Source organism: Pseudomonas sp. NPDC087612 (genome assembly GCF_044743505.1).
In the GTDB taxonomy this organism is placed as follows: Bacteria; Pseudomonadota; Gammaproteobacteria; order Pseudomonadales; family Pseudomonadaceae; genus Aquipseudomonas.
The window spans coordinates 230,783-255,598 of record NZ_JBIUWO010000001.1; the positions used below are offsets into that span (position 1 = coordinate 230,783).

At 63.7% G+C, this 24,816-nt stretch carries 17 protein-coding genes and 1 pseudogene; 5 read left to right on the forward strand and 13 right to left on the reverse strand.

All coding sequences use genetic code 11. The features are described from left to right. Nucleotides 1-296: 296 nt before the first annotated feature. Complete coding sequence (locus ACIOVF_RS00960) at nucleotides 297-659, forward strand: response regulator (RefSeq protein ID WP_401286682.1); 363 nt, start codon at nucleotides 297-299, stop codon at nucleotides 657-659. Nucleotides 660-725: 66 nt separating this feature from the next. Beyond that, nucleotides 726-2,045 carry a glycosyltransferase gene (locus tag ACIOVF_RS00965; RefSeq protein ID WP_082075442.1) on the forward strand — a complete coding sequence of 440 codons (1,320 nt, stop codon included), beginning with the start codon at nucleotides 726-728 and terminating at the stop codon, nucleotides 2,043-2,045. Here the strand turns inward: ACIOVF_RS00965 and cobF are convergent. After that, the gene (gene cobF / locus ACIOVF_RS00970; protein ID WP_401286685.1) at nucleotides 2,011-2,760 is read right to left on the reverse strand and encodes a precorrin-6A synthase (deacetylating); all 750 of its coding nucleotides are present in this window, start codon (nucleotides 2,758-2,760) and stop codon (nucleotides 2,011-2,013) included. The two genes, ACIOVF_RS00965 and cobF, sit on opposite strands and share 35 nt — an antisense overlap. Before the next feature lie 72 nt (nucleotides 2,761-2,832). Further along, complete coding sequence (locus ACIOVF_RS00975; RefSeq protein ID WP_093381901.1) at nucleotides 2,833-4,122, reverse strand: OprD family porin; 1,290 nt, start codon at nucleotides 4,120-4,122, stop codon at nucleotides 2,833-2,835. Between the two features lie 364 nt (nucleotides 4,123-4,486). On the opposite strand from ACIOVF_RS00975, the gene ACIOVF_RS00980 reads away from it, so the two are divergent. From ACIOVF_RS00980 to ACIOVF_RS00990, 3 genes are all read left to right on the forward strand, one after another. Next, entirely contained in the window at nucleotides 4,487-4,846 is a 360-nt protein-coding gene (locus ACIOVF_RS00980; RefSeq protein ID WP_045198039.1) for a histone-like nucleoid-structuring protein, MvaT/MvaU family, read from the forward strand. A 216-nt stretch (nucleotides 4,847-5,062) separates the two neighbouring features. Then, on the forward strand, nucleotides 5,063-5,584 hold the full coding sequence (gloA, locus tag ACIOVF_RS00985; RefSeq protein ID WP_123566119.1) for a lactoylglutathione lyase: 522 nt from the start codon (nucleotides 5,063-5,065) through the stop codon (nucleotides 5,582-5,584). 272 nt (nucleotides 5,585-5,856) lie between these two features. Next, a complete protein-coding gene (locus ACIOVF_RS00990) occupies nucleotides 5,857-6,105 on the forward strand; it encodes a hypothetical protein (protein ID WP_045198034.1) in 249 nt (82 codons plus the stop codon). Nucleotides 6,106-6,112: 7 nt separating this feature from the next. On the opposite strand, the gene ACIOVF_RS00995 is transcribed toward ACIOVF_RS00990, so the two are convergent. From ACIOVF_RS00995 to narH, 11 genes and pseudogenes are all read right to left on the reverse strand, one after another. Beyond that, on the reverse strand, nucleotides 6,113-10,642 hold the full coding sequence (locus tag ACIOVF_RS00995) for an NEL-type E3 ubiquitin ligase domain-containing protein (protein WP_401286690.1): 4,530 nt from the start codon (nucleotides 10,640-10,642) through the stop codon (nucleotides 6,113-6,115). Then, on the reverse strand, nucleotides 10,639-14,865 hold the full coding sequence (locus tag ACIOVF_RS01000) for an NEL-type E3 ubiquitin ligase domain-containing protein (RefSeq protein ID WP_401286692.1): 4,227 nt from the start codon (nucleotides 14,863-14,865) through the stop codon (nucleotides 10,639-10,641). Before ACIOVF_RS01000 ends, ACIOVF_RS00995 begins: the two co-directional genes overlap by 4 nt. Before the next feature lie 59 nt (nucleotides 14,866-14,924). Continuing rightward, nucleotides 14,925-15,146 carry a DUF3079 domain-containing protein gene (locus ACIOVF_RS01005; RefSeq protein WP_258593742.1) on the reverse strand — a complete coding sequence of 74 codons (222 nt, stop codon included), beginning with the start codon at nucleotides 15,144-15,146 and terminating at the stop codon, nucleotides 14,925-14,927. A gap of 95 nt (nucleotides 15,147-15,241) precedes the next feature. Then, entirely contained in the window at nucleotides 15,242-16,861 is a 1,620-nt protein-coding gene (locus ACIOVF_RS01010) for a methyl-accepting chemotaxis protein (RefSeq protein ID WP_401286696.1), read from the reverse strand. Between the two features lie 12 nt (nucleotides 16,862-16,873). Continuing rightward, nucleotides 16,874-17,569 carry an anaerobic ribonucleoside-triphosphate reductase activating protein gene (locus ACIOVF_RS01015; protein WP_401286699.1) on the reverse strand — a complete coding sequence of 232 codons (696 nt, stop codon included), beginning with the start codon at nucleotides 17,567-17,569 and terminating at the stop codon, nucleotides 16,874-16,876. After that, nucleotides 17,566-19,779, reverse strand: a pseudogene (locus tag ACIOVF_RS01020) (ribonucleoside triphosphate reductase). Before ACIOVF_RS01020 ends, ACIOVF_RS01015 begins: the two are co-directional and overlap by 4 nt. A gap of 229 nt (nucleotides 19,780-20,008) precedes the next feature. Further along, nucleotides 20,009-21,001: a GTP 3',8-cyclase MoaA gene (moaA, locus tag ACIOVF_RS01025; protein WP_401286702.1), complete on the reverse strand. Its 993-nt coding sequence runs from the start codon at nucleotides 20,999-21,001 to the stop codon at nucleotides 20,009-20,011. A 10-nt stretch (nucleotides 21,002-21,011) separates the two neighbouring features. Beyond that, the gene (locus ACIOVF_RS01030) at nucleotides 21,012-21,836 is read right to left on the reverse strand and encodes a peptidylprolyl isomerase (protein ID WP_401286705.1); all 825 of its coding nucleotides are present in this window, start codon (nucleotides 21,834-21,836) and stop codon (nucleotides 21,012-21,014) included. Between the two features lie 10 nt (nucleotides 21,837-21,846). Next, a complete protein-coding gene (narI, locus tag ACIOVF_RS01035) occupies nucleotides 21,847-22,527 on the reverse strand; it encodes a respiratory nitrate reductase subunit gamma (RefSeq protein WP_401286708.1) in 681 nt (226 codons plus the stop codon). Next, nucleotides 22,520-23,275, reverse strand: a complete 756-nt coding sequence (gene narJ / locus ACIOVF_RS01040; RefSeq protein ID WP_045198015.1) for a nitrate reductase molybdenum cofactor assembly chaperone — start codon at nucleotides 23,273-23,275, stop codon at nucleotides 22,520-22,522. Before narJ ends, narI begins: the two co-directional genes overlap by 8 nt. A 2-nt stretch (nucleotides 23,276-23,277) precedes the next feature. Continuing rightward, nucleotides 23,278-24,816, reverse strand: a complete 1,539-nt coding sequence (narH, locus tag ACIOVF_RS01045; RefSeq protein ID WP_401286711.1) for a nitrate reductase subunit beta — start codon at nucleotides 24,814-24,816, stop codon at nucleotides 23,278-23,280.

Consider the following 24,816-nt stretch of genomic DNA (forward strand, 5'->3'; position numbering starts at 1 on the left):
CTCAAGACGCCCGAGCTAAGGAAGCAAACGAAAGAGTGTGGCGGAATTTTCGAGTAATCGTTCTATTTTCCGCGGGAACGGCCATTCTGCCAGCCCTTCCTACTCCGAGTCTAAACGCCTTTGGCCATTCTGGCAGGGCATTTAGCCAGCATTTGAGAGGTGTCGCGCGCAAACGTTCCCTGCTTTTTCAATGACCGCTATGCTGTTCATTCGGGAGGCTTTTTTCAGCGCAGAGGGAACTTCAGGGCGTGCCCGGCTTACAGATAATGAACAGACTTTTGTACAGGAATACCGCCATGCCGCAGACATCCCCGCCCCTGCTCGTCGTTGAAGATGACGATATCGTGCGCATGCTGACGGTCGAGGTGCTTATAGAGCTGGGCTATCAGGTGCTGCAGGCTGCCGATGCAGAAGCGGCACTGAGGGTTTTGAAAGACCCGCAACAATCCCTGGCCTTGATGCTCACCGATGTCGGCCTGCCGGACATGAACGGCAAGGACCTGGCCGTCAAAGCCCGGGAACTGCGGCCGGAGCTGCCGGTGCTGTTTGCCAGCGGCTATGGCGACGTTGACATACCGCTCGGCATGCACCAGATAACCAAGCCGTTCAGCATCGACCAGTTGCGTGACAAGGTGCAGGGTATTCTCCAGGCCATTTAGGGCACCTACCGGCCCGCCCGGAATCTGCTTTAATACGCACCTTTTTTGCCAAGGTCCCCGATGCCCATGCCCGCCCCTGCCCTCAACGTCCTGGTCATCGGCTACGTGTGGCCCGAGCCGCGCTCCTCAGCCGCCGGCTCGCACATGATGCAGATCCTTGAAAGCTTCGTGCAGCGCGGTTGGCGCGTCACCTTCAGCAGCCCCGCAGCCATTGGCGAGCACAAGGCCGACCTGGCGAGCCTGGGCATCGGCGAACAGGCCATTGCCCTCAACGACAGCAGCTTTGACGCGTTTGTCAGCGAACTGGCCCCGGACGTGGTGCTGTTCGACCGTTTCATGATGGAAGAGCAGTTCGGCTGGCGCGTCGAAAAACATTGCCCCAACGCCCTGCGCGTGCTGGAAACCTCCGACCTGCAAAGCCTGCGCGATGCCCGCCAGCAACTGCTGCGCCGGCGCCTGATCGAAGGCCTGGACCCGAATGACTTTCGCGCGCTGTTCAACACTTCCGGCCCCGACCTCTATCGGCAGATGGCCAGCGCCGACCTGACCCTGCGCGAACTCGCCGCCATTTACCGCAGCGACTTGAGCCTGATGATTTCCGATGTCGAGATCGACCTGCTGATCAACGGCTTCGGCGTGCCCGAGCACTTGCTGCACTGGTGCCCGCTGATGCTCGACGCCCCCAGCGAGCCGTTCAAGCCATTTGCCGAGCGCGCACATTTTCTCAGCATCGGCAACTTTCGCCATGCGCCGAACTGGGACGCGGTGCTGTGGATGAAGAACAGCCTGTGGCCGATGATCCGCCGGCGCCTGCCCCAGGCGCAGCTGCACATCTACGGCGCCTACACCCCGCCCAAGGCCACGGCGCTGCACAAACCCGCCGAGGGCTTTCACATCATGAACTGGGCCGAAGACGCCCTTGAAGTGATGAGCAACGCGCGCATTTGCCTGGCGCCGCTGCGCTTTGGCGCCGGGATCAAGGGCAAGCTCACCGACGCCATGCAGTGCGGTACCCCCAGCGTCACCACCCCCATCGGCGCCGAAGCCATGCACGGCGCCCTGCCCTGGCCAGGGGCAATCGCCGAAACCGCCGAAGGCCTGGCCGAAGCCGCCGCCGCCCTGTACAGCGATGAAGCACGCTGGAACCGCGCCCAGCAGGACGCGCTGCGCTTGCTCGGCGCACGCTACGACCGGCGCCAGCACGCCAGCGCCCTGGTCGAGCGCATCGAGTACGCCCTGGCCGACCTCGACCAGCACCGGCTGTTCAACTTCACCGGCGCCATGCTCCGACACCACCAGCACAAGAGTACCCAGTACATGTCGCAGTGGATCGAGGCCAAGAACCGCCTGGCTACAGCGGCCGACGCAGCAGATAAGTGTCCATGATCCAGCCCTTGCGCGCCCGTGCCTGTTCACGGGCGGCGATGATCTGCGCCTTGACCTCCAGTAGCGGCCCGGCAATCAGGACCTGATCGGCGCTACCCAGGTAAGCGCCCCAGTAGATATGCAACTGCGGATCGTCCAGCGCGGCAAAGGCGCACTGGCCGTCGAGCATCACCACCAGGTTGTCGATGCACGGCTGTTCAGCCAGGCGCCGGCCAGGCAGCACGGTCAGCGGCTCGCCGATACGGTTCAAGGGAATACGGTGAGCGGCGGCCAGGGCCTGGACGCTACTGATGCCGGGGATCACTTCCAGCGCCAAAGCCACGCCACGGGCCTGGACCAGGTCGAGAATACGCAGGGTACTGTCGTACAGGGTCGGCTCGCCCCAGAGCAGGAAAGCGCCGCATTCGCCGTCAGCCAGTTCGTTTTCGATCAGGTTGGCGTACAACGCCGCACGCTGCTGGTGCCAGTCCTCGACGGCGCCAACGTAATCGCTGGCAGCGCCATCGCGCAGGGGGTCTTCGACCTGCACCAGGCGATAGCCGGGCTTATCGATGTAACACTCGAGAATGTGCTTGCGCAGTTGCAGCAATTCGTCCTTGACCGCACCCTTGTCGAGCACGAAAAACACCTGGGCCCGGTTCAGCCCGTCGATGGCTTGCAAGGTGATCTGGCGCGGATTGCCCGGCCCGATGCCGATCAACAGCAGTTGTTTCATTGCACGTCGCTTCCATGATTCAGCCAGCCTTCATAGTCGGCTGGCCGAAGCACAATGGCAACGTACTGCGCGTTAGAAAATCGAGAAGTTGTAGCTGACGATCACCCGGGTTTCGTCCATGTCGCGGGCATACTTCTCATAGTTGCTGCGGTAGGTGGAGTTACGCAGTCGCACGCTGACATCCTTGAAGGTGCCGCTCTGGACCTGGTACTTGAGTTCGCTGTCGCGCTCCCACTCCTTGCCCTCGGCCAGGCTGCCCGGGACCTTGATATGGTCGCCGTTGATATAGCGGGTAAAAAAGCTCAGGCCCGGCACACCCATGGCCTTGAAGTCGTAGTCGTAACGCAGTTGCCAGGAACGCTCCTGGGCCGCCGCGAAGTCGTTGACCTGGGCGTAGTTGACCAGGTACGGGTTGCTGCCATCCAGGTACGGCATGGCGTTCTCGCCATACATGCGCTGCCAGCCGGCACTGACCTTGTGACCACCAAGGCTGTAGCCGAGCATACCGCTGAAGGCGCGGTGATCGATGTCACCGGCGCGGGCACGGCCAATGTCATCGCTTTTTATCAGGCGCAGGTCGGCCGACAGGCTGCCGACGCTCAGCGGCTGGCTGGCCACCAGGCCGAAAAAGTGCTGGCGGTAGATGTTTTCAAGTTTGCCTACCTGGTATTGCGCACTGAGGCGGTCATTGAACTTGTAGTCGATCCCGGCCATGTCGAAATGATCGGCCGTGGTACCACAGGCGTAGCGCTTGTTCTTGCAGTGAACACGAATGTCCTCGCGGTCGGTCGAGTCCCGTGCGGTGTACTTGTCCAGGCGCGCCACGGTGAACTTCAGGTCCTTGAATTCTTCGGAACTCAGCATCGCGCCCTGGAACATCGTCGGCAACAGGCGGCCGTCGTTGTACTTGAGCAGCGGCATGTCCGGCATCATCGAACCGACCTTGAGCACAGTCTGCGAATAACGCATCTTGCCGGCTACGCCCATCTTCGCGTACTGGTCTACCGAACCACGCGGATCATGTCCGCTGGAGGGCAACAGACCACTGTTGCTATCGGCCGGACTGGAGTCGAGTTTGAAGCCGAGCATGCCGATGGCATCTACACCAAATCCTACAGTGCCTTCGGTATAACCAGACTGCACATTGAGAATAAAGCCCTGGGCCCACTCTTCGCGTTTCGACGCGCCCTGGTCGGAACTGGTATGACCATCGCGAAAGTCACGATTGAAGTAGACGTTGCGTGCTTCGACTTTGGCGCTGCTGTCTTGAAGAAAACCAGCGGCCTGTGTCGAGACAGCAGCAAACATCGCGAGCAGGCCGACAAGGCTGCGCCCGGGCGCGAGAGGGTATGGGGCAAACATGAGAAGCGAAATCCGAAAGAAAGGCAAAAAACAACCGGCGCCGATCCCGGCGCCGACAATGCTCCCAGCGTCGATGGCAGTCGACGGTGACCGATCATGGTCTCGCAACCGCTCTATTGCGGGCCATTGGACCATGGTCTAAGGCCGCTGGCGGAATATTGACTAGTTCTTTGGTCAAGGTCGGGTGGCAATTAAGAAAGTTCCATAACACACAATATAAAAGTTTAATGTTTACCCACTGCGCGACGACTACTACACTCTTTATTAGTGCGATGTTGTGCCCAACCCGGTGGCGGCTGCGTTATACAGAATGTTGCTATCTACACGCATGCCGGGCCACTGCAGACTTAAAGGAGTGATGACAGTGTCCAGACTTGCAGAGTTCCGCGCCGCCGAAAAGGCCCTTCAGGAACAAATGGCGCAATTGGAGGCGCTGAAAAAGGACGCCGGCCTGAAGCGTGAAATCGAGTTCGAGAAGAAACTTGTCGACCTGATGAAACACTACGACAAGGGCCTGCGCGATATTGTCGCGATCCTCGACCCGAAGGCTACCCACAAAGCCTCGCCCAGTGCACCGAAACAACGCCGTGCGCGGGTGGTAAAGGTTTATGAAAACCCGCACACCGGCGAGTTGATCGAAACCAAGGGTGGCAACCACCGCGGCCTCAAGGCCTGGAAGGAGCAGTACGGGGCCAAGACTGTCGACAGCTGGTTGCGCAGGTGAAAAAACCCTTCACACTTTTTTCACATCGACTGGCTCAGGATGAAGACTGCTAACGGACTAGCGCCCCATACGCCCGCTTCGGCGGGCTTCTAATTCTTGCGCCCCGCCCCACAAAGGCGGGGCGCAAATCGTTTGCGCAATCGCTTCAGTTCCGTATCATGACGCCCTGACTGTTTTGCTGGCAGCGCTGTTGCCAGCCTCAAATGCGGAGAGCCCATGAGCCTGAACCATCTCGACACCCTCCCTGGTGTCACCGCGCAACCGGATGCCGCGACCCACAAATTCGTTTTCAACCACACCATGCTGCGGGTCAAGGACGTTGCCAAGTCCCTGGACTTCTACACCCGCGTGCTGGGCTTCAGCCTGGTCGAGAAGCGCGACTTCCCCGAGGCCGAGTTCAGCCTGTACTTCCTCGCCCTGGTCGACAAGGCGCAGATCCCGGCCGATGCTGCCAAGCGCACCGAGTGGATGAAATCGATCCCGGGCATTCTCGAGCTGACCCACAACCACGGCACCGAAAACGACGCCGGGTTTGCCTACCACAACGGCAACACCGACCCGCGTGGCTTCGGTCATATCTGCATCTCGGTGCCGGACATCCGTGCTGCCTGCGAGCGTTTCGAGCAACTGGGCGTCACCTTCCAGAAGCGCCTGAGCGACGGCCGCATGAAGCACCTGGCATTCATCAAGGACCCGGATGACTACTGGGTCGAGATCATCCAGCCGACCGAGTTCTGATCCTTCTCGCCGGTTCCCACGGTGTGCGCCAGAGCTGTGGGAGCCGGACTTGCCGGCGATCGAGCGCGCAGCGCTCGCAGCCAACTATTACACCTGCAAATCACGTATTACGGTCTAGCTTGCGAGGATCACGCCCCATCAACGGATTGCTGCCGGCGTTTCGCTGAAGCTGACGTTCGTCGGCCCGGATCCAACCGCGCCGCTGCTGTGGTATACCCGAAAAAGCACCCTGACTGAGGCGCTTTCGATACCACAGCAGCGAGGTAAGGACGATGAAAACCCTTCAATGCGAGCATCGCAACCACACCATCACCGCCAGCGTCGAAACCCACCCCGGCATCCCCACGCCCTATAACGCCGGCTGCCTGATCACCGATCCCGAAGGCCACACCAGCCGGCGCTTGTCATTGCCGGTGAAGATGGCCTACCTGGCCGACCTGGAAAACGCCCAGCATGCGGCGCTGGCCCACGGCAAGTGGCTGGTCGATCAGCAACTGGACAGGCGCCAGCAGCGGTTCTGAGGCACCTTCACGGTTCGGCCGCCTGGGCCACGAAGGCGGCCCAGGCCTCTTCGGTCAAACCCAACGCCAGGTTCGCTTCTGCTTGCTCGCGGGCACTGGCCAATGCCCGCATGCGCTGAAGATAATCGTCATCGCGCAGCTCGCCCTGGCTGTCCATGATCGCCTCCAGCTGGTTGCGATAAGGCAGGTCGAGGGCTTCGAACTGCGCCTTGTGTTGCGCCTTGAGGTAGTCGAGCCAGAAGTCCCGGGTACTGATGAACTGCTGCAACGCCTGCGTCTGTTCAAGACCCTCGATGCGCTGGCGGGCGCTGGCGATCTCGCCCTCGTCAAGCGGCGCCAGAGCCGCAGACAACATGCTCTGCGGCTTGCTCGGCAAGTCCAGGGCCTCGCCCAGGGCAATGCGGTAGGCCAGGCTCAGCTCGACGACATCGACAACTGCACCCGCGTTTGCTCGCGCCTGCGCCTGCTCGGTAACCAGCAGGTCCAGTTGCTCCTGGCGAAACAGCCGCCGGCCCAGGCTCAATAGCCGCTGTGCCAGAGGCTGATCGGTCGCCAGGTGCGAGGCGATGTACACCGACGCGCGGATTTCCAGGGTGGCAAAACTGAGGGTAACGCTGTCACCGCAGGTGATCGGTGAGGCCGCAAGCTCGAACAGCGACTCACGTAATTCGGGCGCTTTGCTGGCAGCATCGAGCAAAACCCATACTCGTTCCCCCAGGTCAGCAGGCGTGCGCTGAAACTCGGCAGTGGCGCTCAGGTCTGCGAGCAGCCTGAACAAACCTGTCGCCTGCGGTTCGTCGGCCAATGCCTGCCAGGTAGTCAGCGCCTGGGCGCTGTCGCCGGCCGGCGCCGCTTGCAGCCACAGGCGCCGCGCCTTGCTCACTGGCGACTGATGACTACGGCGGCTGGCCAGGCGAATACCGGTGCGCTGCTGGTACTGCTCAAGCTGTTCAAAGGTTGCCTGCGACAGCGGGTTGTCATGCAGCGCCAGCCCGCGGTTGATCCAGCCCGGGGCGTCGAGCACCGCTTGCGGCAGGCTGTCGATCTGGTTGTTGCGCAGGTCCAGGCGGTAGCCGTGATAGCGGTTCAACAGCCCGTGCGGCCAGGCTTGCAGCCCGGTGTTGCGCAGTTGCACCTCCTCCAGGCGCGACAAACGTTCAAGGTCCAGCAAGGGTCCCACAGGATTGTCATTGAGGTTGAGGATGCGCAGTTGCGACAGCCCGGCCAGTTGCCGGGCCGCCTGCTGGTCGAGTTCGATGTGATTACCCGGTGCCAACAAGCGCGCCAGCGCCGGCATAGCACTCAGGGCGTCGGGCAAACGGGTCAGGGCGTTGTTGCCCAGGTTCAACTCGCGCAAGCGCTTGAAGGGCAGCAGGAAAGCCGCCGAGGCGTCGCCCAGGCCCATGTTGTGCAACTGTAGATCGACCACATGGTCAAAATTGACCTCGGCCGGCCAGCCAGGCAAGTCGCCGGTGTACAGCCCTTCAAGGCTCAGGCTGTAACCGATGACGCTGTGGTTGGACCAACATTTGGGCGACAGCTTGCGCCAGGCACGGCGGATCAGCAGCGCCGCCTGCTGACGGCTGCGGCGCAGGGCCTGGCCCGCTTCATCGGCGGCTACTGACTGGCTCCAGGCCCGCAAGGTGCCGTCGAGCAACTGGTATTCACGCTGATAGGCTGTGATGCGCGCCGCGACGTCGACACCTCTGCGCTGCAGTGCGTCGACAAAGGCATCGGCGTCGGTATCCGAGAGCCCCGGGTACAGCTGGCGGATATCCCGCACCTGGGCCGCGCGGCGCCCACCGAACAGGCCGCGACCACTCAAGGGATAGCCGATACGCCCATCGGCCAAGCGCTGTGGCGGGTTGAACCAGGGGCGTTGCCTGGGCGTCGATTGCAGCCACTGCCCAACCTTGCCGCGGTGCAGATGCAACAGCTCGCCAAGGCGGCTGCGCAGCGGCGTGTCCAGCGCCGCCTGTTCAGAGGCAGACAGCGCGTTGCTCAAGGCACTGAACAGATCAGCATAAAACTCGCCAGCGTGCTCCCCAGCCTGACGATACAGCTGATATCCCGACTCCAGCCTGACGATCTGTACGCGACGGCTGCCGGTCGCTGCCGCGGCCGGGACGAGTCTGGGCCCTGACAGGCTGCCTTCGAACACCTCGATAGCCAACGCCTGCGGCCAGCCGGGCAGTTGCCCAAGCAAGGCCAGGATCAACCTGTCGCTGTCGCGGCTGCGCACCGATTGCAAGTACAGCCCTTCGACGGCGCGGCTGATCCGTACATCGTGCAACGGCGCCCGTATGCGGTTGGCCATCGCCAGAGGCACCCGCCATTGCTCCACCAGGCGACCTAGTTCAGCGTCACTGGCCGCCTCGAGCAGATCACCGACGAGGCTGCTGGGCAGCTCGGGAAAATCCACCTGCACCACGGATTCGGCGATGCCCGCCAGGCGCGTACGCAGGCCATAGCAATGGCTGAACAGCGCCTGGCGCAGCATCCTTGCGTGCCGGGCCAGCACCCCCGGCGCAGTGCTGGCGGTAGTGTCAGCGGGCAGGCGCGACACCAGGTAGTCACGCATCTGCGCCTCTGTGGTGTCCAGCGGAGCCCCTGCCGCAAGTTGCTCGATAAAGCGCTCGATGTCCTGATCCAGACGCCAGCGCAACAGGCAGTCGCGCAGCAGGCCTGGAGCCGCCAGGTTGTCAAGGTGCAAGCGGCGTAACTGCCCGCCATCAAGGCCGCTCGTGGTCAGAATCTGTTCTTGCGCCGGCTCCGCCAGCGTTGCCAGCTCAGGTAGCAGGCGCTTGAGCATGAACCGCGTGTCTTGCCACTGCAGCGGGTTCTCCCCGCCATGGCGCCACCCTCCCCGAGCGTTGCCCTGCAGGACCGGCGAATAGCGTTCGCCCCCCTCGGGATGGACGATGCGCCATTGCCCCAGAGCGCTGTCGTGCTGCACTGCGTAAACCCGGTCGTCCAGGGTGAGATAAGGGCCCGGGTCGCCGCCAATGAGCCCTTGGGCATCAGCCGTGTCCGGTTCGATCCGGGCCTGGTAACCCGCCAGGTCGGGCTTCCACAAACGCGCCTGGCCTTGCCGGTTACTGACCGGTACCAACGCCTCGATGAAGGCTGCGTGGCGCAGCGCCTTGCTCACCAGGTGCACGCCGGCGCCAGCGGCCGCAAACAACGCCAGGTTCTCGACCACGTCGGTCAGGTGTTCGAGGGCCTTGTCGCTGTCGCCCTGCAGCCAGTCCTCAACCCCCTCGAACAGTTGCGAGGTCAACTGCGCTGCAGCCACGCCGAGCATTACCGCGCCCAGTACCGGCACAAACAAACCGGCAACATTGAGCAACAACAGGCCGGCGTTCTCGTAGGCATGCAGGCGTTCCACCCGCTGTTTTTCATCTTCGTCATCGGTAGGCACGGCCAGGGTGCGCGCATCGTTGCGGATCTTCGCCAGCTGTTGGCTGGCAAGGGTACTGAACAACGGCCCGGCGAAGGCTGACAAGCCCATGCTTATTGCCAGCGGCGCTCCCGCCGCAGCGCGCTGGCGCTGCTCACCCAGGGTCGCGGCAAATGCCAGTTGCTCGGCCTGGGGCACGAAGCGCGTGAACCAGCGCGCGTAGCCGGGCGATTTCAAGCGCACTCCCAACTCACCCAGCATATCTTCCCGGGCACTGAACTGAACCAACGGACGTTGTGGGTCACCGGGGATGTACAATAGCCAGTTCAGTTGGCCAAGGCGCACCACACCCGGCGATGTATTGAAGGCCGACTCCGGCAGTAGCTCGAAGACCACCATGCCATTGAGCCTCACCCCACCCAAACGCACCTGCAGGGGGCGGATGACCGGGTCATCGCCCGGCTGCAGAAAATCTGCATGAATATGCTGCAGGAGTGCCGTGAAGCCGTACTCATCGAGCGCGCCACTGAGTACCGCGAGCAACGCGGCGACTTCCAGGTCGTGGTAGTAACTGCGCCGCAGCATTTGCGTGAACTCGTCGGTCAGCACCTGATCCAGATGCAGCTGGTAGCGGCCACCCAGGTCGAGTGTGCGGCACAGTGCGGCGAAAGACTCGGGAGTCAATTGCGTCGAGGCGGCCAGCGGTTGTGCAAACTGCAGCCGCGCTTTGCCGGCAAGCCCACCGCTGGCCGCCTCGGCGGCGCTGAAGTTCTGTAGCGCAGCCTGCAGCAGGCTGTGACTGGAGACCACTGCCGTCGAGCCCTGACGCGGTAAAGAGAGCAAGGTGGAGGTCAGGCTCAGGTGCCGAGTATGGACAAAATGGTTGAGCTCGACATCCAGGTTGGCACCGGTGTGTGTCCGCAGTTGCTGGCGCAGCAAGCTACGGGCAAAGCCGTCGAGCGGCTCAATGGTCGAGAGCACCGCAGCAACCCTGGTGCGTTGCTGCTGGCTTAGTTGCAGCGCCCGGCTCAGGGCCCGCAAACGCTGTGCCGGCGCCTGTTGCAGCCAAGTGGGCAGATAGTCGTGCACCTGGCTGTCAATGCCGGGCGCCTGTCCCTGATGGTTAGACGCGATCATTGCTGCGCCTCCTGCGCCAGGGCACGGCGGGTCAGTTGCAGGATCAGCTCGGCACGCGCCGCTTCGCGTGCGGCGCCAATGTCGTTGCTGCGCTGCAGGTATTGCTGGTCGGTGAGTTCGCCCTGCATCGCCGCCAGATCCTCCAGTTGCTGGAAAAATGGCTGGTCTACCGCCTCTAACGCGTGCTGCTCATGTTGCTTCAAAAACCTGACCCAGAAGTCTCGCGCTGCTACCGAAGCCGCCAGGCGTGGCGAGCGCTCGGCCAGGCGGACCTGGTCGCGCATGGTGTTCAAGGCATGCCGATCGACGCCAGCGACAAAGCGATAAGCCATGCTCCGTGGCTGCCCGACCAGTTCCAGCTCGTCGGCAAGCCCGGTGCGAAAAGCCAGCAGGACTTCGATTTCGTCCGGGGCCATGCCCATCGAGCGACGCAGCTGGATTTCCTCGGCGCTCAAGCGATCCACTTCATCCAGGCGAAACAGCGAACGGGCCAGGATCAGCAACGGTTGCTGGCGACTGGCCCCGCTAAGGCCGCGGGTCGCGGTGAGTTCATGGGCGCGCACCTCCAGGGTGCTGAAGTTCAGGGCGACGCTGTCCGAGCAGCTTCGCGGCGCGCGGGCCAGGGCGAACAGTGCTCTGCGCAAGCGGGTGTGCCGATAGCAGCAATCGAGCACCTCCCAGACGCGACGCGTGAGGTCCTGGCGCCGACGCCTGAAGTCAGCCGTCTCACGCAGGTCACCGAGCAGGCGAAACAGGTCAGCCGAGCCTTCCTCGCCCTGCAGTACCCGCCATTGCTCGGCGCGCTGCACGCGTACCTCATCTTGCGACCCAGTCAGCCACTCCTCCTGCAGGTTGTCGAACCGCGCATGACTGAAGCCGGCGACCGCCGGCAGCAACCCGGCGCGTTCGAACGCCAGCAAGCGTTCACGGCTCTCGGCGTTGAGCGGGTTGTCGTGGAAGTTGATGCGTTCGAGGATGCGCCGCGGCGCGTTGAACAGGCCCTCCTGCAACACCACAATGGGGTTCTCGCGCAGGTCGGCGCTCTCCAGCGCCGGGCGGCTGAGCAAGCCGGCCGGGACCGTGGTGATGGCAGTATTGCGCAGGCGCAACAAGCGCAAGCGCGACAAGGCGGTCACATCCGGCGGGGACGCCAGCGGATTGTGATCCAGGTCGAGCACCTCCAGGCGGCCCAGCGATGCCAGCAGACGATTGTCGGCAGGGGTCCAGGCAATCCGGTTGTGACTGAGGTTCAGCCAGGTCAGATGATTCAACCCGTCAATGCCTTCAGGCACTCGGGCGAGATCAACGTGCACCACATCCAGCCAGCGCAATGCACTAAAGCGCTGGAGAAAGCCTGGCGGCAACTCGGTGATCTGCAAGTCATTGAGGGTAATCTCCGCCACATGAGCGAAGCTGATGCTCTCGGGAAGCTGCGGCAATGCACCTATCGGCTCGTGCTCGAGCAGCAGGCGATAGTCGGCGCCGCGATTGCGCACCCGCGCCGTCTGCCGGCGCCAGCAACGACGCAAGCGCGCGGCGACCCGTTCGCGGGCCGCGCCGCGGATCGGGTCGGCCGCTTGCCAGCTGTAGAGGGTTTCGTTGAGGGTTGCCAGCTCCTGATGCAGCGCCTGCAAGCCGCTCCACAACTCGCGGCCAGACACCCGCAACTCGGTGAGGAACTCGCCAATCTCGGCGTCGCTGAACGTGGGGTACAACTCACGCACGGCGCGATTGACTGCCTGCCGCCCGCCCACCCCACGCCCGCTCAAGGGGTAACCAATGCGCCCGTCGGCCAGGCGCTGCGGCGGGTGAAACCACTGCCCCGGCTCGCTCAGGCCGATAATGCCAGCCACCTCCTCGCGTCGCGCACCGCTCAGGGCCGCCAGCGTAGCGCTGCTGGCCCGGCCCGGGCTCTGCAGGTGGACAGCTTCCAGGGCGCGGTTGATGCGCACTTCGCGCATCAGCAGGCGAGCCTCTTCCAGCATCGCCAAGGGCACTTTCGAGGTGTCCAGCAGGCTCTGCAGGTGATCGGCCCGGGCGTGGCTGCAGATCTCTTCAGCGACCACCAGCGGTAGCCCGGGAAAGTTGCGCTGGAGGATCTGCGCCCCGGCGCTCGGCTCCTGGCGCGAATGGGCATAGAGGAAGTCGAAGGCGTCGGCACGGCGTTGTTCAAGGTGCCTGGACAGGCGCGCGAGCAGTTGCTGGCGCTCGCTCAGGCCCTCGCCCGGGCTTGTCAGCAACGTCAGCTTGTCAGTCTCCTCCAGCGCCAGCAGAACCTGGTCCAGCCAGTCGCCACTGGCCGAAGGCACAGGGCTCAATTCGATGGTCCGCGGCGACGTCGGTGTTGCCTGGCCGAAGCGCTCCTCGCCCAGGGTCACCAGCAGTTGTTCTGGCCAGCCGTCAAGGGTGGTCAACGCCCGCAGCAGCACAGGCGCCGGCTGGCCGACGTTACCCACGCTCAGGCTACTGAGCGTTGAAGCAAGCTGATGATCGAGCCGAACTCGCTCAAGGGCATCGACCAGGGTCGCCGGTGGCGCTTCACCGTGCACCTGCCACTGCCTGATCTGTGCTTGCTGGGTGCCGGTGATTGCCAGCACCCGCTGCAGTTGCGCGTCCGAGGCCTGCTGCCATTGCCCGCCGAAGCGCTTGAGCATTGCCTCACTGCCCTGCCAGTGCTGCGGGCTGTCCCAGGCTGGCCGCCAGCCCGTGGCGCCGACCGTCTCAAAGCGATGGGCGAAGGCATTGTCCCGGTACGTCTGCAGGTCGGGGTTCCACAGGCGCTGACGCTGGTCGGCCAGTTCGACCGGCACCAGGCCATCGACAAAACCCGACCGCTGCAGCGCCTTGACCAGCACCTTGCCGCCCGCCAGCAGCAAGGCGTTGGCCGCCAGGTTTTCCGCCACCCCGAGCATGTGGTTCATGGCGCCTTCACGGTCGCCCTGCTGCCAGTCTTCATAGCCGTGATAAACCTCGCCCAGCAGCTGCGCGACGGCAACCCCGAGCATCACTTCCCCGAGCCCGGGGACAAAAAAGGCTGCCAGGTTGGCCAGGGTCAGGCCAATCTCCTGGTACTCCTGCAGGCGCTGGCTGCGCTCTGTGCGGTCTTCATCATCGGTGGGCACTGCCAGTACTCGGGCGTCATCCTCGATTTTTGCGATGCGCGCAGCAGACAGCGTGGCCAGCAGTGGCCCGGCAAAGGCAAAGTGACGACCATCAAGCTCGATCGCCGAGCCCGCCGTGGCTTGCCTGAGCAGCCGCGTCAGGGTGATCACGAATGTCGCACGATCGCGTTCGCTGACAAAGCGTTGAAAGAACTTCCCGTACCCTGCTTGCGCAAAGCGTGTGGCAAGCGCCGAATACGCCGCACTCCACGAGTTGTAGTGTTTGACCGGGTGCAGCGGATCATCCGGCACATACAAGACCACCCCCAGAACATCGGAATAGCCATTGGGATCGAACAGTTGCTCGCGCATCTCAAACGCCACCACCCCGACCAGACGCTTGCCCAGCAGATTGAGGTGGTGGGGAAAACTGCTCAAGGTGGCATTGGGCACCAGCGGCCTGAGCGCCAGGACGCGCAACAGACAGTCATGGCTGGCGGCGTCGAGGTCGCCCTTGATCCAGGCCTGGTTGAGGGCGACGGCCAGGCCGCTGCGGGTAGCCTGCTCCAGGGTCTTGCTTACCTGCCTGGCCACCTCGCCAGCAGGGCTTAGCAGCGCCTTGAGGTGAGCCTGGTACTGGCCACCCAGGTCCAGTTCCCGGCACAGGCTGGCGAACGCTGCCACCGACAGCGGCTGCACTACGCCCTTTTCGTCGATGATCGCGGTCAGTTCGTCATGGCTACCCTCCACCGTTTCTTCAGCCGCAAAATTGTGCAGCGCGGCATGCAATAGGCTCTGGTAAGTGGTCTGCACGCGAAAAACCGGCGGCAGTGACGCTTGCGGCAATCCTTCGAGGACACGCCGAACCAGGCGCAAGCGCCAGGTGCGCACATCTACCCGTTGGGCAAAGCGCGCACTCAGCGCTGCGCTCAACAGTGGCGCGGCAAAATCTTCAGGAGACTGCAGCGAGTCCAGCAGTGCCTGCATCGGCACCTGGGCGCGCTGACTGTCGCCCATGCTCTGCTGCAAGGCTTGCACCGCGGCCAACGGCGCATCCCGTAACCAGCCTGGCAGGCGCTGGGCGATAAAGCTGTCGATCGAGGCATCGTCGTGGTCGTTCATGCTGACTTCCTGGTGTTGGAAAAGTCAGCAGCAGACCCTGGCCAAGGTCTGCGCGGGTGCTATTTAAGTAGTGTGGCCCGCTGCGCTGCGCCTTCGTTGTCGGCCGGCGACGCCAACCCGTAGTCACCCTGCTCGTTCCAGTCGTCACCGAACATTTCTGCCGGGTGCATGGTACGGTCGGCGCCGTTGCCGCAAGCCAGGGCATTGGCCGCGCAGTAGCGGTCACAGCCCCAGCAGATGCGCTCGGGGTGCTTGGGGCTGACAGGAAAGGGCTTGGCCATGAAGTGCCTCAGGCGGCAATGGGCGAGCGTTCACGCTAGCGCCCAGTGCCGGGCTTGCCCTTGATACAGATCAAGGGCGCTGATCCAGACGGGCATCAAACCTTGAAGCGCGCCACGGTCTGGCTCAGGCTGCCGGCCATCTGCGCCAGGTCCTGGCCGGCGCTGTCGGTGTGTTGCGCCCCCAGCAGCACCTGTTCGGACAGGTTGCGAATGCCCACCAGGTTGCGGTCCACCTCGCGGGCTACCAGGGCCTGCTCTTCGGTGGCGCTGGCGATCATCAGGTTGCGCTCGTTGATCTGCGAAATCGACTGGGTGATCGCCTCCAGTGCTTCGCCGGCACGCTGGGCCACATCCAGGGTGGTGTGCACCAGCTCGCTGCTGCTGAGCATGGCGGTCACCGCTTCGCTGGTGTCCTGCCGGATGTTGCCGATCATCTGCTCGATCTCCTGGGTCGACACCTGGGTACGATGGGCCAGGGCCCGCACCTCGTCGGCGACCACGGCAAAGCCGCGCCCGGCATCACCGGCGCGGGCTGCTTCGATGGCGGCGTTGAGCGCCAGCAGGTTGGTCTGTTCGGCGATGCTGCGGATCACATCCAGCACCGTGCTGATGTCCTGCACACGCCCGGCCAGTTGCTGGATGCGCGCGGAGGTATCGCTGACGCCGTCGGCCAGGGTGCTGATCGAGGCGACCGTCTCGCGTACCTGTTCACGGCCACGCTGGGCGGTTTGTTCGGAGACCTTCGAGGCTTCGCTGGTACTCACCGCATTGCGCGCTACTTCGTCCACCGCGGCGGTCATCTCGTTGACCGCGGCTGCTGCCTGTTCGATTTCCAGGCCCTGCAGCTGCAGGCTGCTGCTGGTCTGGCTGCTGACCGCGCTGAGTTCCTCGGAAGAACTGGCGACGCGCTCCACCGAAGCTGCGATGTGCTTGACCATGCTGTTCAGGCTCTGCTGCATCTGCTGCATGTTAAGCATCACGCTGCCGTCGGCACTGCCATGGGTCGGCACGGCGATGGTCAGGTCGCCCTCGGCGATCCGGCTGAGCACCCGTGCGGCGGTATCCGGCTCGCCGCCCAGCGGCCGGGTGACGCTGCGGGTCACCAGCAGCGCAGCGGCGATCACCGCCAACAGGCACAGCACGACCAGGCCGAGCATGTTCAGCCGGGCGTCGTTGTACAGGGCCTGGGCAGCCTGTTCGCGCTCGACGAAGATCTGCCCCTGCAAGGCCATCAGGCTTTCCAGGTGCTGGTATACCTCGTGCTCGGCGGGTACCACGTTTTGCTTGAGCTGGGTCATTGCCGCCTGCGCGTCACCCTGGCGGATCAGTGTCTGTACCTGGGTAAACGCCGCGACATAGGTTTCGCGGCTGGCTTTCAGCGCCGCGTAGGCGGCCTTGCCCTCGGGCAGGTAGAACAGCGGCTCAAGCGTTGCCAGGGCCTGGCTGATGCGCTGCTTGGTGGTGTCGATGGCCTGCTGCACCTGCAGGTTGTCCTTGTCGAGCAACAGGTCGCGGGTGTTGCGTGCGTTGTCGCGCACCCCGGTGGCGATGACCATGATCGGTTCGATCTTCGGCCAGTCCTGTTTGACGATCACCACCGCCTGCTCTTTGAGCGTGGCCAGGTCATGCAATGCATAAAAGGCCAGGCCCAGAAGCGCCAGGGGCGCGATGGCAAAACCAATGAGGATACGTTGTGCTGTGGTCAATCTGGTCATTTCAAAGCCTTACTAGTCGCGTACTTCAAACGCGGGAAACAGCGTGTGGAGGGTGTCCCACAGCTCGGGTAGCAATCTGTGTGCCGAAGCACCGGGCAGCTGCGGGTCGAGCATGCGTGCCGTGCGTACCCGCTGCACGACGAAGCGTTGGACCCCAAGCGCATTCAAGCGCCGGGCCAGGGTGAGGAGTCGCGGTGGATCGATCAGGTGCCAGTGCACCGTGGTGCGGCATTCGTAGTCGACGCCGCTGGCCAGCAAGTAATCCAGGCTGCGCCAGTTGGCCTGGCCACTGCCGCGCACGCCGGTAACCAACTGGCAGTCTTCGGCCAGCGCCTTGACGTCAAAGCCGACCCAGTCGGCCCCAGGCAATGCCCGGGCAAACGCCTCGGGCTTGATCCCGGCACTGTGCAGGCCGATGGCAAAACCCATGGCCCGCACCTGGGCCATGGCCTCGGGCAGGCTGTCCTGCAAGGTTGCCTCACCGCCGCTGAACACCACGGCATCGAGCAGGCCGCGGCGACGCTGCAAAAACGCCAGTACCTGCGCCCAGGGCAGTTCATCACGGCCCCGGGGCGGGATCAGTTGCGGGTTGTGGCAGTAACGGCAGCGCCAGGCGCAGCCCTGGCAGAACAGCACACAGGCGAGCTTGCCGGGGTAATCGAGGGTGGTCAGGGGCACCATGCCCCCGACCCGCAGCGCTCGGCTCATGGATGCCCGGCCGTTGCCGCGCCCTCATTGAAGTGCAGCCGCTCGTGGTGCTCGGACTGTTTGCCGGGGTTGAACGCCGACACCGGGCGGTGATAGCCCATGACCCGGGTCCAGACTTCGCACCGTTGGCGTTTCGCCGTCGGCAGGGTTTGCTGTGCAGTCATGATGAAGCTCCTTGCTGTTGAGGGTAAAACGGGTCAATGCACGCTGCCCTGCTGCTGGGCCAGCAGCAGCGCTTCGTCGCACTTGGGGCAGAACTCGTGTTCGCCATCCAGGTAGCCATGCACCGGGCAAATGGAAAACGTCGGGGTGATGGTCAGGTACGGCAGCCGGAAGCGCTCCAGGGCCCTGCGCACCAGTTGCTTGCAGGCCTGGGCCGAGGAGATCCGCTCGGCCATGTACAGGTGCAGCACGGTGCCGCCGGTGTACTTGCATTGCAGCTCGTCCTGCAGTTCCAGGGCCTCGAACGGATCGTCGGTATAGCCCACCGGCAGTTGCGAGGAGTTGGTGTAGTACGGCGCCTGGCTGCAGCCGGCCTGGAGGATGTCGGGGAAGCGCTTGAGGTCTTCCTTGGCGAAGCGGTAGGTGGTGCCCTCGGCCGGGGTGGCTTCGAGGTTGTACAGGTGGCCGGTTTCTTCCTGAAAGCGCACCAGGGTGGCGCGCACATGGTCCAGCAGGTTCAGGGCGAAGCGCCGGCCCTGGGCGGTGTGCAGGCCCATCTGCTCGTCGCTGAAGTTGCGCAGCATCTCATGCAGGCCGTTGACGCCGATGGTCGAGAAGTGATTGCGCAGGGTGCCCAGGTAGCGCTTGGTATAGGGGTACAAGCCCGCATCCATGTGGTGCTGGATCACCTTACGCTTGACCTCCAGGCTCTCCATGGCCAGCTCCATCAGCGCATCCAGACGCTGCAACAGGCCGCTGATGTCGCCCTTGTACAGGTAGCCCAGGCGCGCGCAGTTGATGGTCACCACCCCCAGCGAGCCGGTCTGCTCGGCCGAGCCGAACAGGCCGCCGCCACGTTTGAGCAGTTCGCGCACATCCAGTTGCAGGCGACAGCACATCGAGCGCACCTGGTTGGGCTGCATGTCCGAGTTGAGGAAGTTCTGGAAGTACGGCAGGCCATAGCGCGCGGTCATGGCGAACAGGCGCTCGGCGTTGTCGCTGTCCCAGGGAAAGTCGTGGGTGATGTTGTAGGTCGGGATCGGGAAAGTGAATACCCGGCCCTTGGCGTCGCCGGCCTGCATCACTTCGATGTAGGCACGGTTGAGCAGGTCCATCTCCGCTTGCAGCTCGCCGTAGGCAAAGGGCATTTCTTCACCGCCGATCACCGGGATCTGCTCGCGCAGGTCCTGCGGGCAGACCCAGTCGAAGGTCAGGTTGGTAAACGGCGTTTGCGTGCCCCAGCGCGACGGCACATTGAGGTTGTAGATGAACTCCTGGAGGGCCTGGCGCACCTCTTCATAGCTCAGCCGGTCCTTGCGCACGTAGGGCGCCAGGTAAGTGTCGAAGGAGCTGAAGGCCTGGGCCCCGGCCCACTCGTTCTGCAGGGTGCCGAGAAAGTTGACCATCTGCCCCAGGGCGCTGCTCAGGTGTTGGGGCGGGCCGGCCTCGACACGCCCGGGCACGCCATTGAGGCCCTCGTGCAGCAGGCTGCGCAGCGACCAGCCGGCGCAGTAGCCGGCGAGCATGTCGAGGTCGTGGATATGCAGGTCGGCCTCGCGGTGGGCGCGGCCGATGGCTTCGCTGTAGACCTCGTCGAGCCAGTAGTTGGCAGTGACCTTGCCGGAAACGTTGAGCACCAGGCCGCCAAGGGAGTAACCCTGGTTGGCGTTGGCCTGCACCCGCCAGTCTTCGCGGTTGAGGTATTCGTTCATCGAGGTGGCTACTTCGACCAGGGTCTTGCGGTCACGGCGCAGGCGTCCGTGCTGTTCGCGGTAGACGATATAGGCGCGTAGCGAAAGGAAATGCCCGGCGTCCATCAGCACCCGTTCGACCCGGTCCTGGACCTGCTCGACGTGCAGTTTCGAATAGCCCTGCAGATGCGCCAATACCGCGTCGAGCAAGCCCTCAGCCTCGGCTTCGGCATATTCGCCAGTGGCCTTGCCGGCGGCGATCAACGCCTGGCGGATCTTGTCGGCGTCGAAGGCCACCTGGCTGCCATCGCGCTTGTGCAACCGCTTGTGCCCCACCCTGATCAGCGTGCTGTGCATTTTCCCTCCGGACACTACATATAGATGTTTATTGATTTGAAAACACAATATGCAGTGCAGGCTACGGGTAAAGCGGATGAAAGAAATTGATCGATATCAAGGTTGCCAGGTTGTGCAATCAGCCTGGGCTGCTGCGCAGCCATCGCTGGCAAGCCAGCTCCCACAAAGTTCGGTGTACACAGTCCCTGTGGGAGCTGGCTTGCCAGCGATGAGGCCAGAACAGCCAGCCTCACCCGCCGCTCATGTTCATGAAGCGCAACATCTGCACCTCACCCTGCGCATCGAACTCATGGCGCAACGGCTTGCGGCGCAACGCCTGTTGCAGCGCGCTGACAATCGGCTGGTCATCCAGCGGATAGCGCCGCAACAAGCCGCGCAGATCCAGCGAATCCTCTTGCCCCAGGCACAGCAGCAAGCGCCCTTCCACGGTCATCCGCACCCGGTTGCAGCTGGCGCAGAAGTTGTGGCTGTTGGGCGAGATAAAACCGATGCGCGTTGCCGGGTGCCGGGCCAGGCGCACATAGCGCGCCGGCCCGCCGCTGTGCTCGGCGCTGTCGAGCAAAGCGTGGCGGCTGGCAATCAGCGCCCGTACCTCGTCGCTGGCGCAAAACGACTCAGCGCGCGCACGGCCGACCTCGCCCAAGGGCATTTCCTCGATGAAGGTGATGTCGATGCGCTGGTCGATGGCGTACTGCAGCAGCGCCAACACCTCATCGAAGTTGCGCCCCTTCATCACCACGCAATTGAGCTTGATGCCTTCGAAACCGGCCTCGCGCGCCGCCTCGATGCCGCGCAGCACCTGATCCAGATCGCCCGTGCGGGTAATTGCCCGAAAGCGCTGGCCATCGAGGCTGTCGAGGCTGATGTTGATGCGCTTGACCCCGGCCTCTACCAGCGGCCGGGCCAGGCGCTGCAGCTGCGAGCCATTGCTGGTCATCACCAGTTCACGCAGGCCGGGCAAGGCGGCAATGTCACGGCACAGCTCGACGATACCCGGGCGAATCAGCGGCTCGCCGCCGGTCAGGCGGATCTTGCCCACGCCCTGGCCGACGAACAGCGTGGCCAGGCGCCGCAACTCTTCGAGGGTCAGCACCTGCTGGCGCGGCAAGAAGGTCATGTGTTTGGCCATGCAGTACACACAGCGAAAATCACAACGATCGGTCACCGACATGCGCAGGTAATCGATCTGCCGCCCGAAGCCGTCCTGCATCACAGTGCTCATCAGCGTCCCCTTATTGCACCAGCGGTGAATCGGCGCCCTGCAGGCGGATGCCACGAATATCGGCGGCGCCGATCAGGGTTTGCAGGTACTGCACCAGCGCCTTTTGCCACACGCCCTGCTGCAACTGGGTGCGGATCGCCGTGGCCACTGCCTCGTAGGGCAAGGCCTGGCCTTCGATGCGCTGGTCGACACTGACCAGGTGCCAGCCGTAGCGGCTTTCCAGCGGCTTGAGCGCGAGGCCCGGCGCCAGGGTGAACAGCTGGCGCTCAAGCTCCGGCACCGTCTGGCCCTTGCTGATCTGCCCCAGCTCCCCCCCCTGGGCCTTCGACGGGCAGGCCGAGTACTTTTGCGCAAGCTCGGCGAACTGCTCGGGGAACTGCAACAGCCGCTCGTGGAGGATCTCGGCCTGCACCAGGGCCAGGCTGCGCGCCTCGGCATCGTCCGGCGCGCATTCGAGCAGGATGTGCCGCACCGCGAGCAGCGGCGCGCTGTGAAAGCGCCCGCGGTTGCTGTGGTAGTAGCGCAGGCAGGTGGCTTCGTCACAGCTGGGCACCTGCACTTCGCGCTCCAGCAGTAACCGCGTGGCCGCTTCCTCCTGGTTCTCGCCGGCGCCCACCTGCAGCGCCAGCCCCAGTTCGGCGACCCGCTGCTGCATCAGCTCGCGGATCACCAGGGCGCGGGCGGCCATGTACACGGCCTCCTCGCGATCGCTGGCCGGGTGGTATTGCAGCTCCTGGGCCAGGGCCTGCTGGCTGATGACCACGTCATTGACGCTGATGACCGGCCACTGCTGTTCACTGCTGGCAATCAGTTGCGCTTCGCTTGCGTGCGTCATGGCGACCTCCTCAGGCTTTCTGCCGGACAATTTGATAGCGCCGGCCCAGGTACCACACCGGCGCGCTGACGATGTGCACCAGGCGGGTGAAGGGGAACAGCACGAACAGGGTCAGGCCCAGCAGCACGTGCAGCTTGTACACCAGGCTCACCGGGGCAATTGCCGCCGCCGCTTCAACCGGACGCAGCAGCACTGTGTTCTGCGCCCAGTCGGCGAGCATGACCATCACCGAGCCGTCCATATGGCCGGTGGAGGCGACGATGGTCAGCAGGCCGAGTACCAGTTGCGCGAGCAATACCAGCAAAATCAGGATGTCCGAGGTGCTGGAGGTGGCGCGTACCCGCGGCTCGGTCAGGCGCCGGTGCAGCAGCATGATCAGGCCGATCAGGCACAGCAGGCCGAAGAACCCACCAGAGACCATCGCCAGCAACTGCTTGTGCTCGGTGCTGATCACATGGTGATAGACCGACGCCGGGGTCAGCAGGCCGACGAAGTGCCCGGCCAACACGAACAGCACGCCGACATGGAACAGGTTGCTCGCCACGCGCATGCCGCGCTTGTCGAGCATCTGGCTGGAGCCGGCCTTCCAGCTGTACTGCGAAAGGTCAAACCGTGCCCAACTGCCGAGCAAGCAGATCGCCAGGGCGACATAGGGATAGACCCCGAACATCAACAGGTTCCACTTAGACATTACCCACCTCCCCGGCCGGCGCAGCGGCCTGGCCTTGATGCTGAAAATCGACCCAGTGCAGCGGTACCGCGCTTTCTTCCCGGGCCTTGCCCGGGGCGCTTGGCAGTGAGCTGCAACGCTCTTGCTGCTCGGCCTTGAGAAAGTCCACCGCCTCCTCTTCCCAGATCTTGTCCAGGGCTTCGAGAGAATCATCGCGTTGCTCGGCGGCGACTTGCTCGCGCAAATCAGCCACCGCCTGGTGCGGCTCGGCGCCGGCAATCTGCAGCAACGCGCGAAAACAACTGGCGTAGGCGCTCTCGCGCTCCTCCAGGCGTGCGGCAAGCAGCGCCAGCAGGTGCGCGACATCGGCCAGGCCCTCGCGGGCCTCGAGGTCTTCGCGGGTCGACAGGTATTCCAGGTACAGCGGGATGTAGTCCGGCAGCTCCTTGACGCCAATGGCAAAGCCCGCCGCTTGGTACTGGGCGAGCATGTCGACCATGGCCTGGCCACGGTCGCGGGACTCGCCATGCACATGCTCGAACAACAGCAGCGACAACGAACGGCCACGGCCAAACAACGCGCCGTAATGCTCCTGGCCATCCATCAGGTCGTTGTTGCAGATCAGCTCCAGCAGCTCGAACAGCGCGCCGCGCTGGCGCGGGCTGATTTCCCGCGCCTGGATGATCGCCTGCTCCAGCTCGTCGCGGCCGGCCACCAGGGCTTCGTTCGGGTAATCGAGCAGCAGCGAAATCACTTTAAGGATGCGCATGCTCATTCCTCCCACAGCTGTACGGTTTTGAGGATGTCGCGGCGGTTGGCCTTCTTCGCCCCGAACAGGTTGGTGTCGGAGCTGCCGCTGCAACCGCTGCCGAAGCTGAAGCCGCAACCGGAGCGCTCGGCGAAGGCGTCGCTCATGGCCTCTTCGCGGTGGGCACTCGGTACCACGTAACGGTCTTCGTAGTTGGCGATGGCCAGGTAGCGGTACATCTCCTCGACCTGGTTGACGCTCAAGCCGACGTCCTCCAGCACCTGCAAGTCCTGGACGCCTTCGACCTGCTCGGCACGCTTGTAAGCGCGCATGGCCAGCAGGCGCTTGAGGGCGCGTTTGACCGGCTTTTCGTCACCGGCGGTGAGCAGGTTGGCCAGGTAGCGCAATGGGATACGCAGGCTGTCGACGTCCGGGATTACCCCGTTCATGCCCACGGTGCCGGCAGCTGCGGCGTTCTGGATCGGCGACAGCGGCGGCACGTACCAGACCATCGGCAAGGTGCGGTATTCCGGGTGCAGCGGCAGCGCCAGCTGCCAGTCGACGGCCATCTTGTACACCGGCGAGCGTTGCGCGGCATCGATCACCGACTGCGGTACGCCGTCCTCCAGGGCCTGGCGGATCACCGCCGGGTCGTTGGGGTCGAGGAAGATCTCCAGCTGTTTCTCGTACAAGTCGTGCTCGTTGGCGGTGCTCGCCACTTCCGCGATGCGGTCGGCGTCATACAACAGCACGCCGAGGTAGCGGATACGGCCCACGCAGGTTTCGGCACACACGGTGGGCATGCCGGCTTCGATGCGCGGGTAGCAGAAGATGCACTTCTCGGATTTGCCGCTCTTCCAGTTGAAGTAGATCTTCTTGTACGGGCAGCCACTGATGCACATGCGCCAGCCGCGGCATTTTTCCTGGTCGATAAGGACGATGCCGTCCTCTTCGCGCTTGTAGATCGCCCCGCTCGGGCAGGACGCCGCGCACGCAGGATTGAGGCAGTGCTCGCACAGGCGCGGCAGGTACATCATGAAGGTGTTTTCGTACTCACCGTAGATGTCGGCCTGGATCTGGTCGAAGTTCTTGTCCTTGCGCCGCTTGGCGAACTCGGTGCCGAGGATCTCCTCCCAGTTCGGCCCCCATTCGATCTTTTCCATGCGCTTGCCGGACACCACCGAGCGCGGCCGCGCGGTCGGCTGGTGCTCGCCCAGGGGCGCGGTGTGCAGGTGCTGGTAGTCGAAGTCGAACGGCTCGTAGTAGTCGTCCAGGCTCGGCAGATCGGGGTTGGCGAAGATGTTCGCCAGCACCCGGAACTTGCCGCCGATGCGCGGGTTGATCGAGCCGTTGGCGTTGCGCTGCCAGCCGCCCTTCCACTTGTCCTGGTTTTCCCACTCTTTCGGGTAGCCGACCCCGGGCTTGGATTCAACGTTATTGAACCAGGCGTATTCCATGCCTTCGCGGCTGGTCCAGACGTTCTTGCAGGTGATCGAACAGGTGTGGCAGCCGATGCATTTGTCCAGGTTGAGGACCATGCCGATTTGTGAACGGATCTTCAT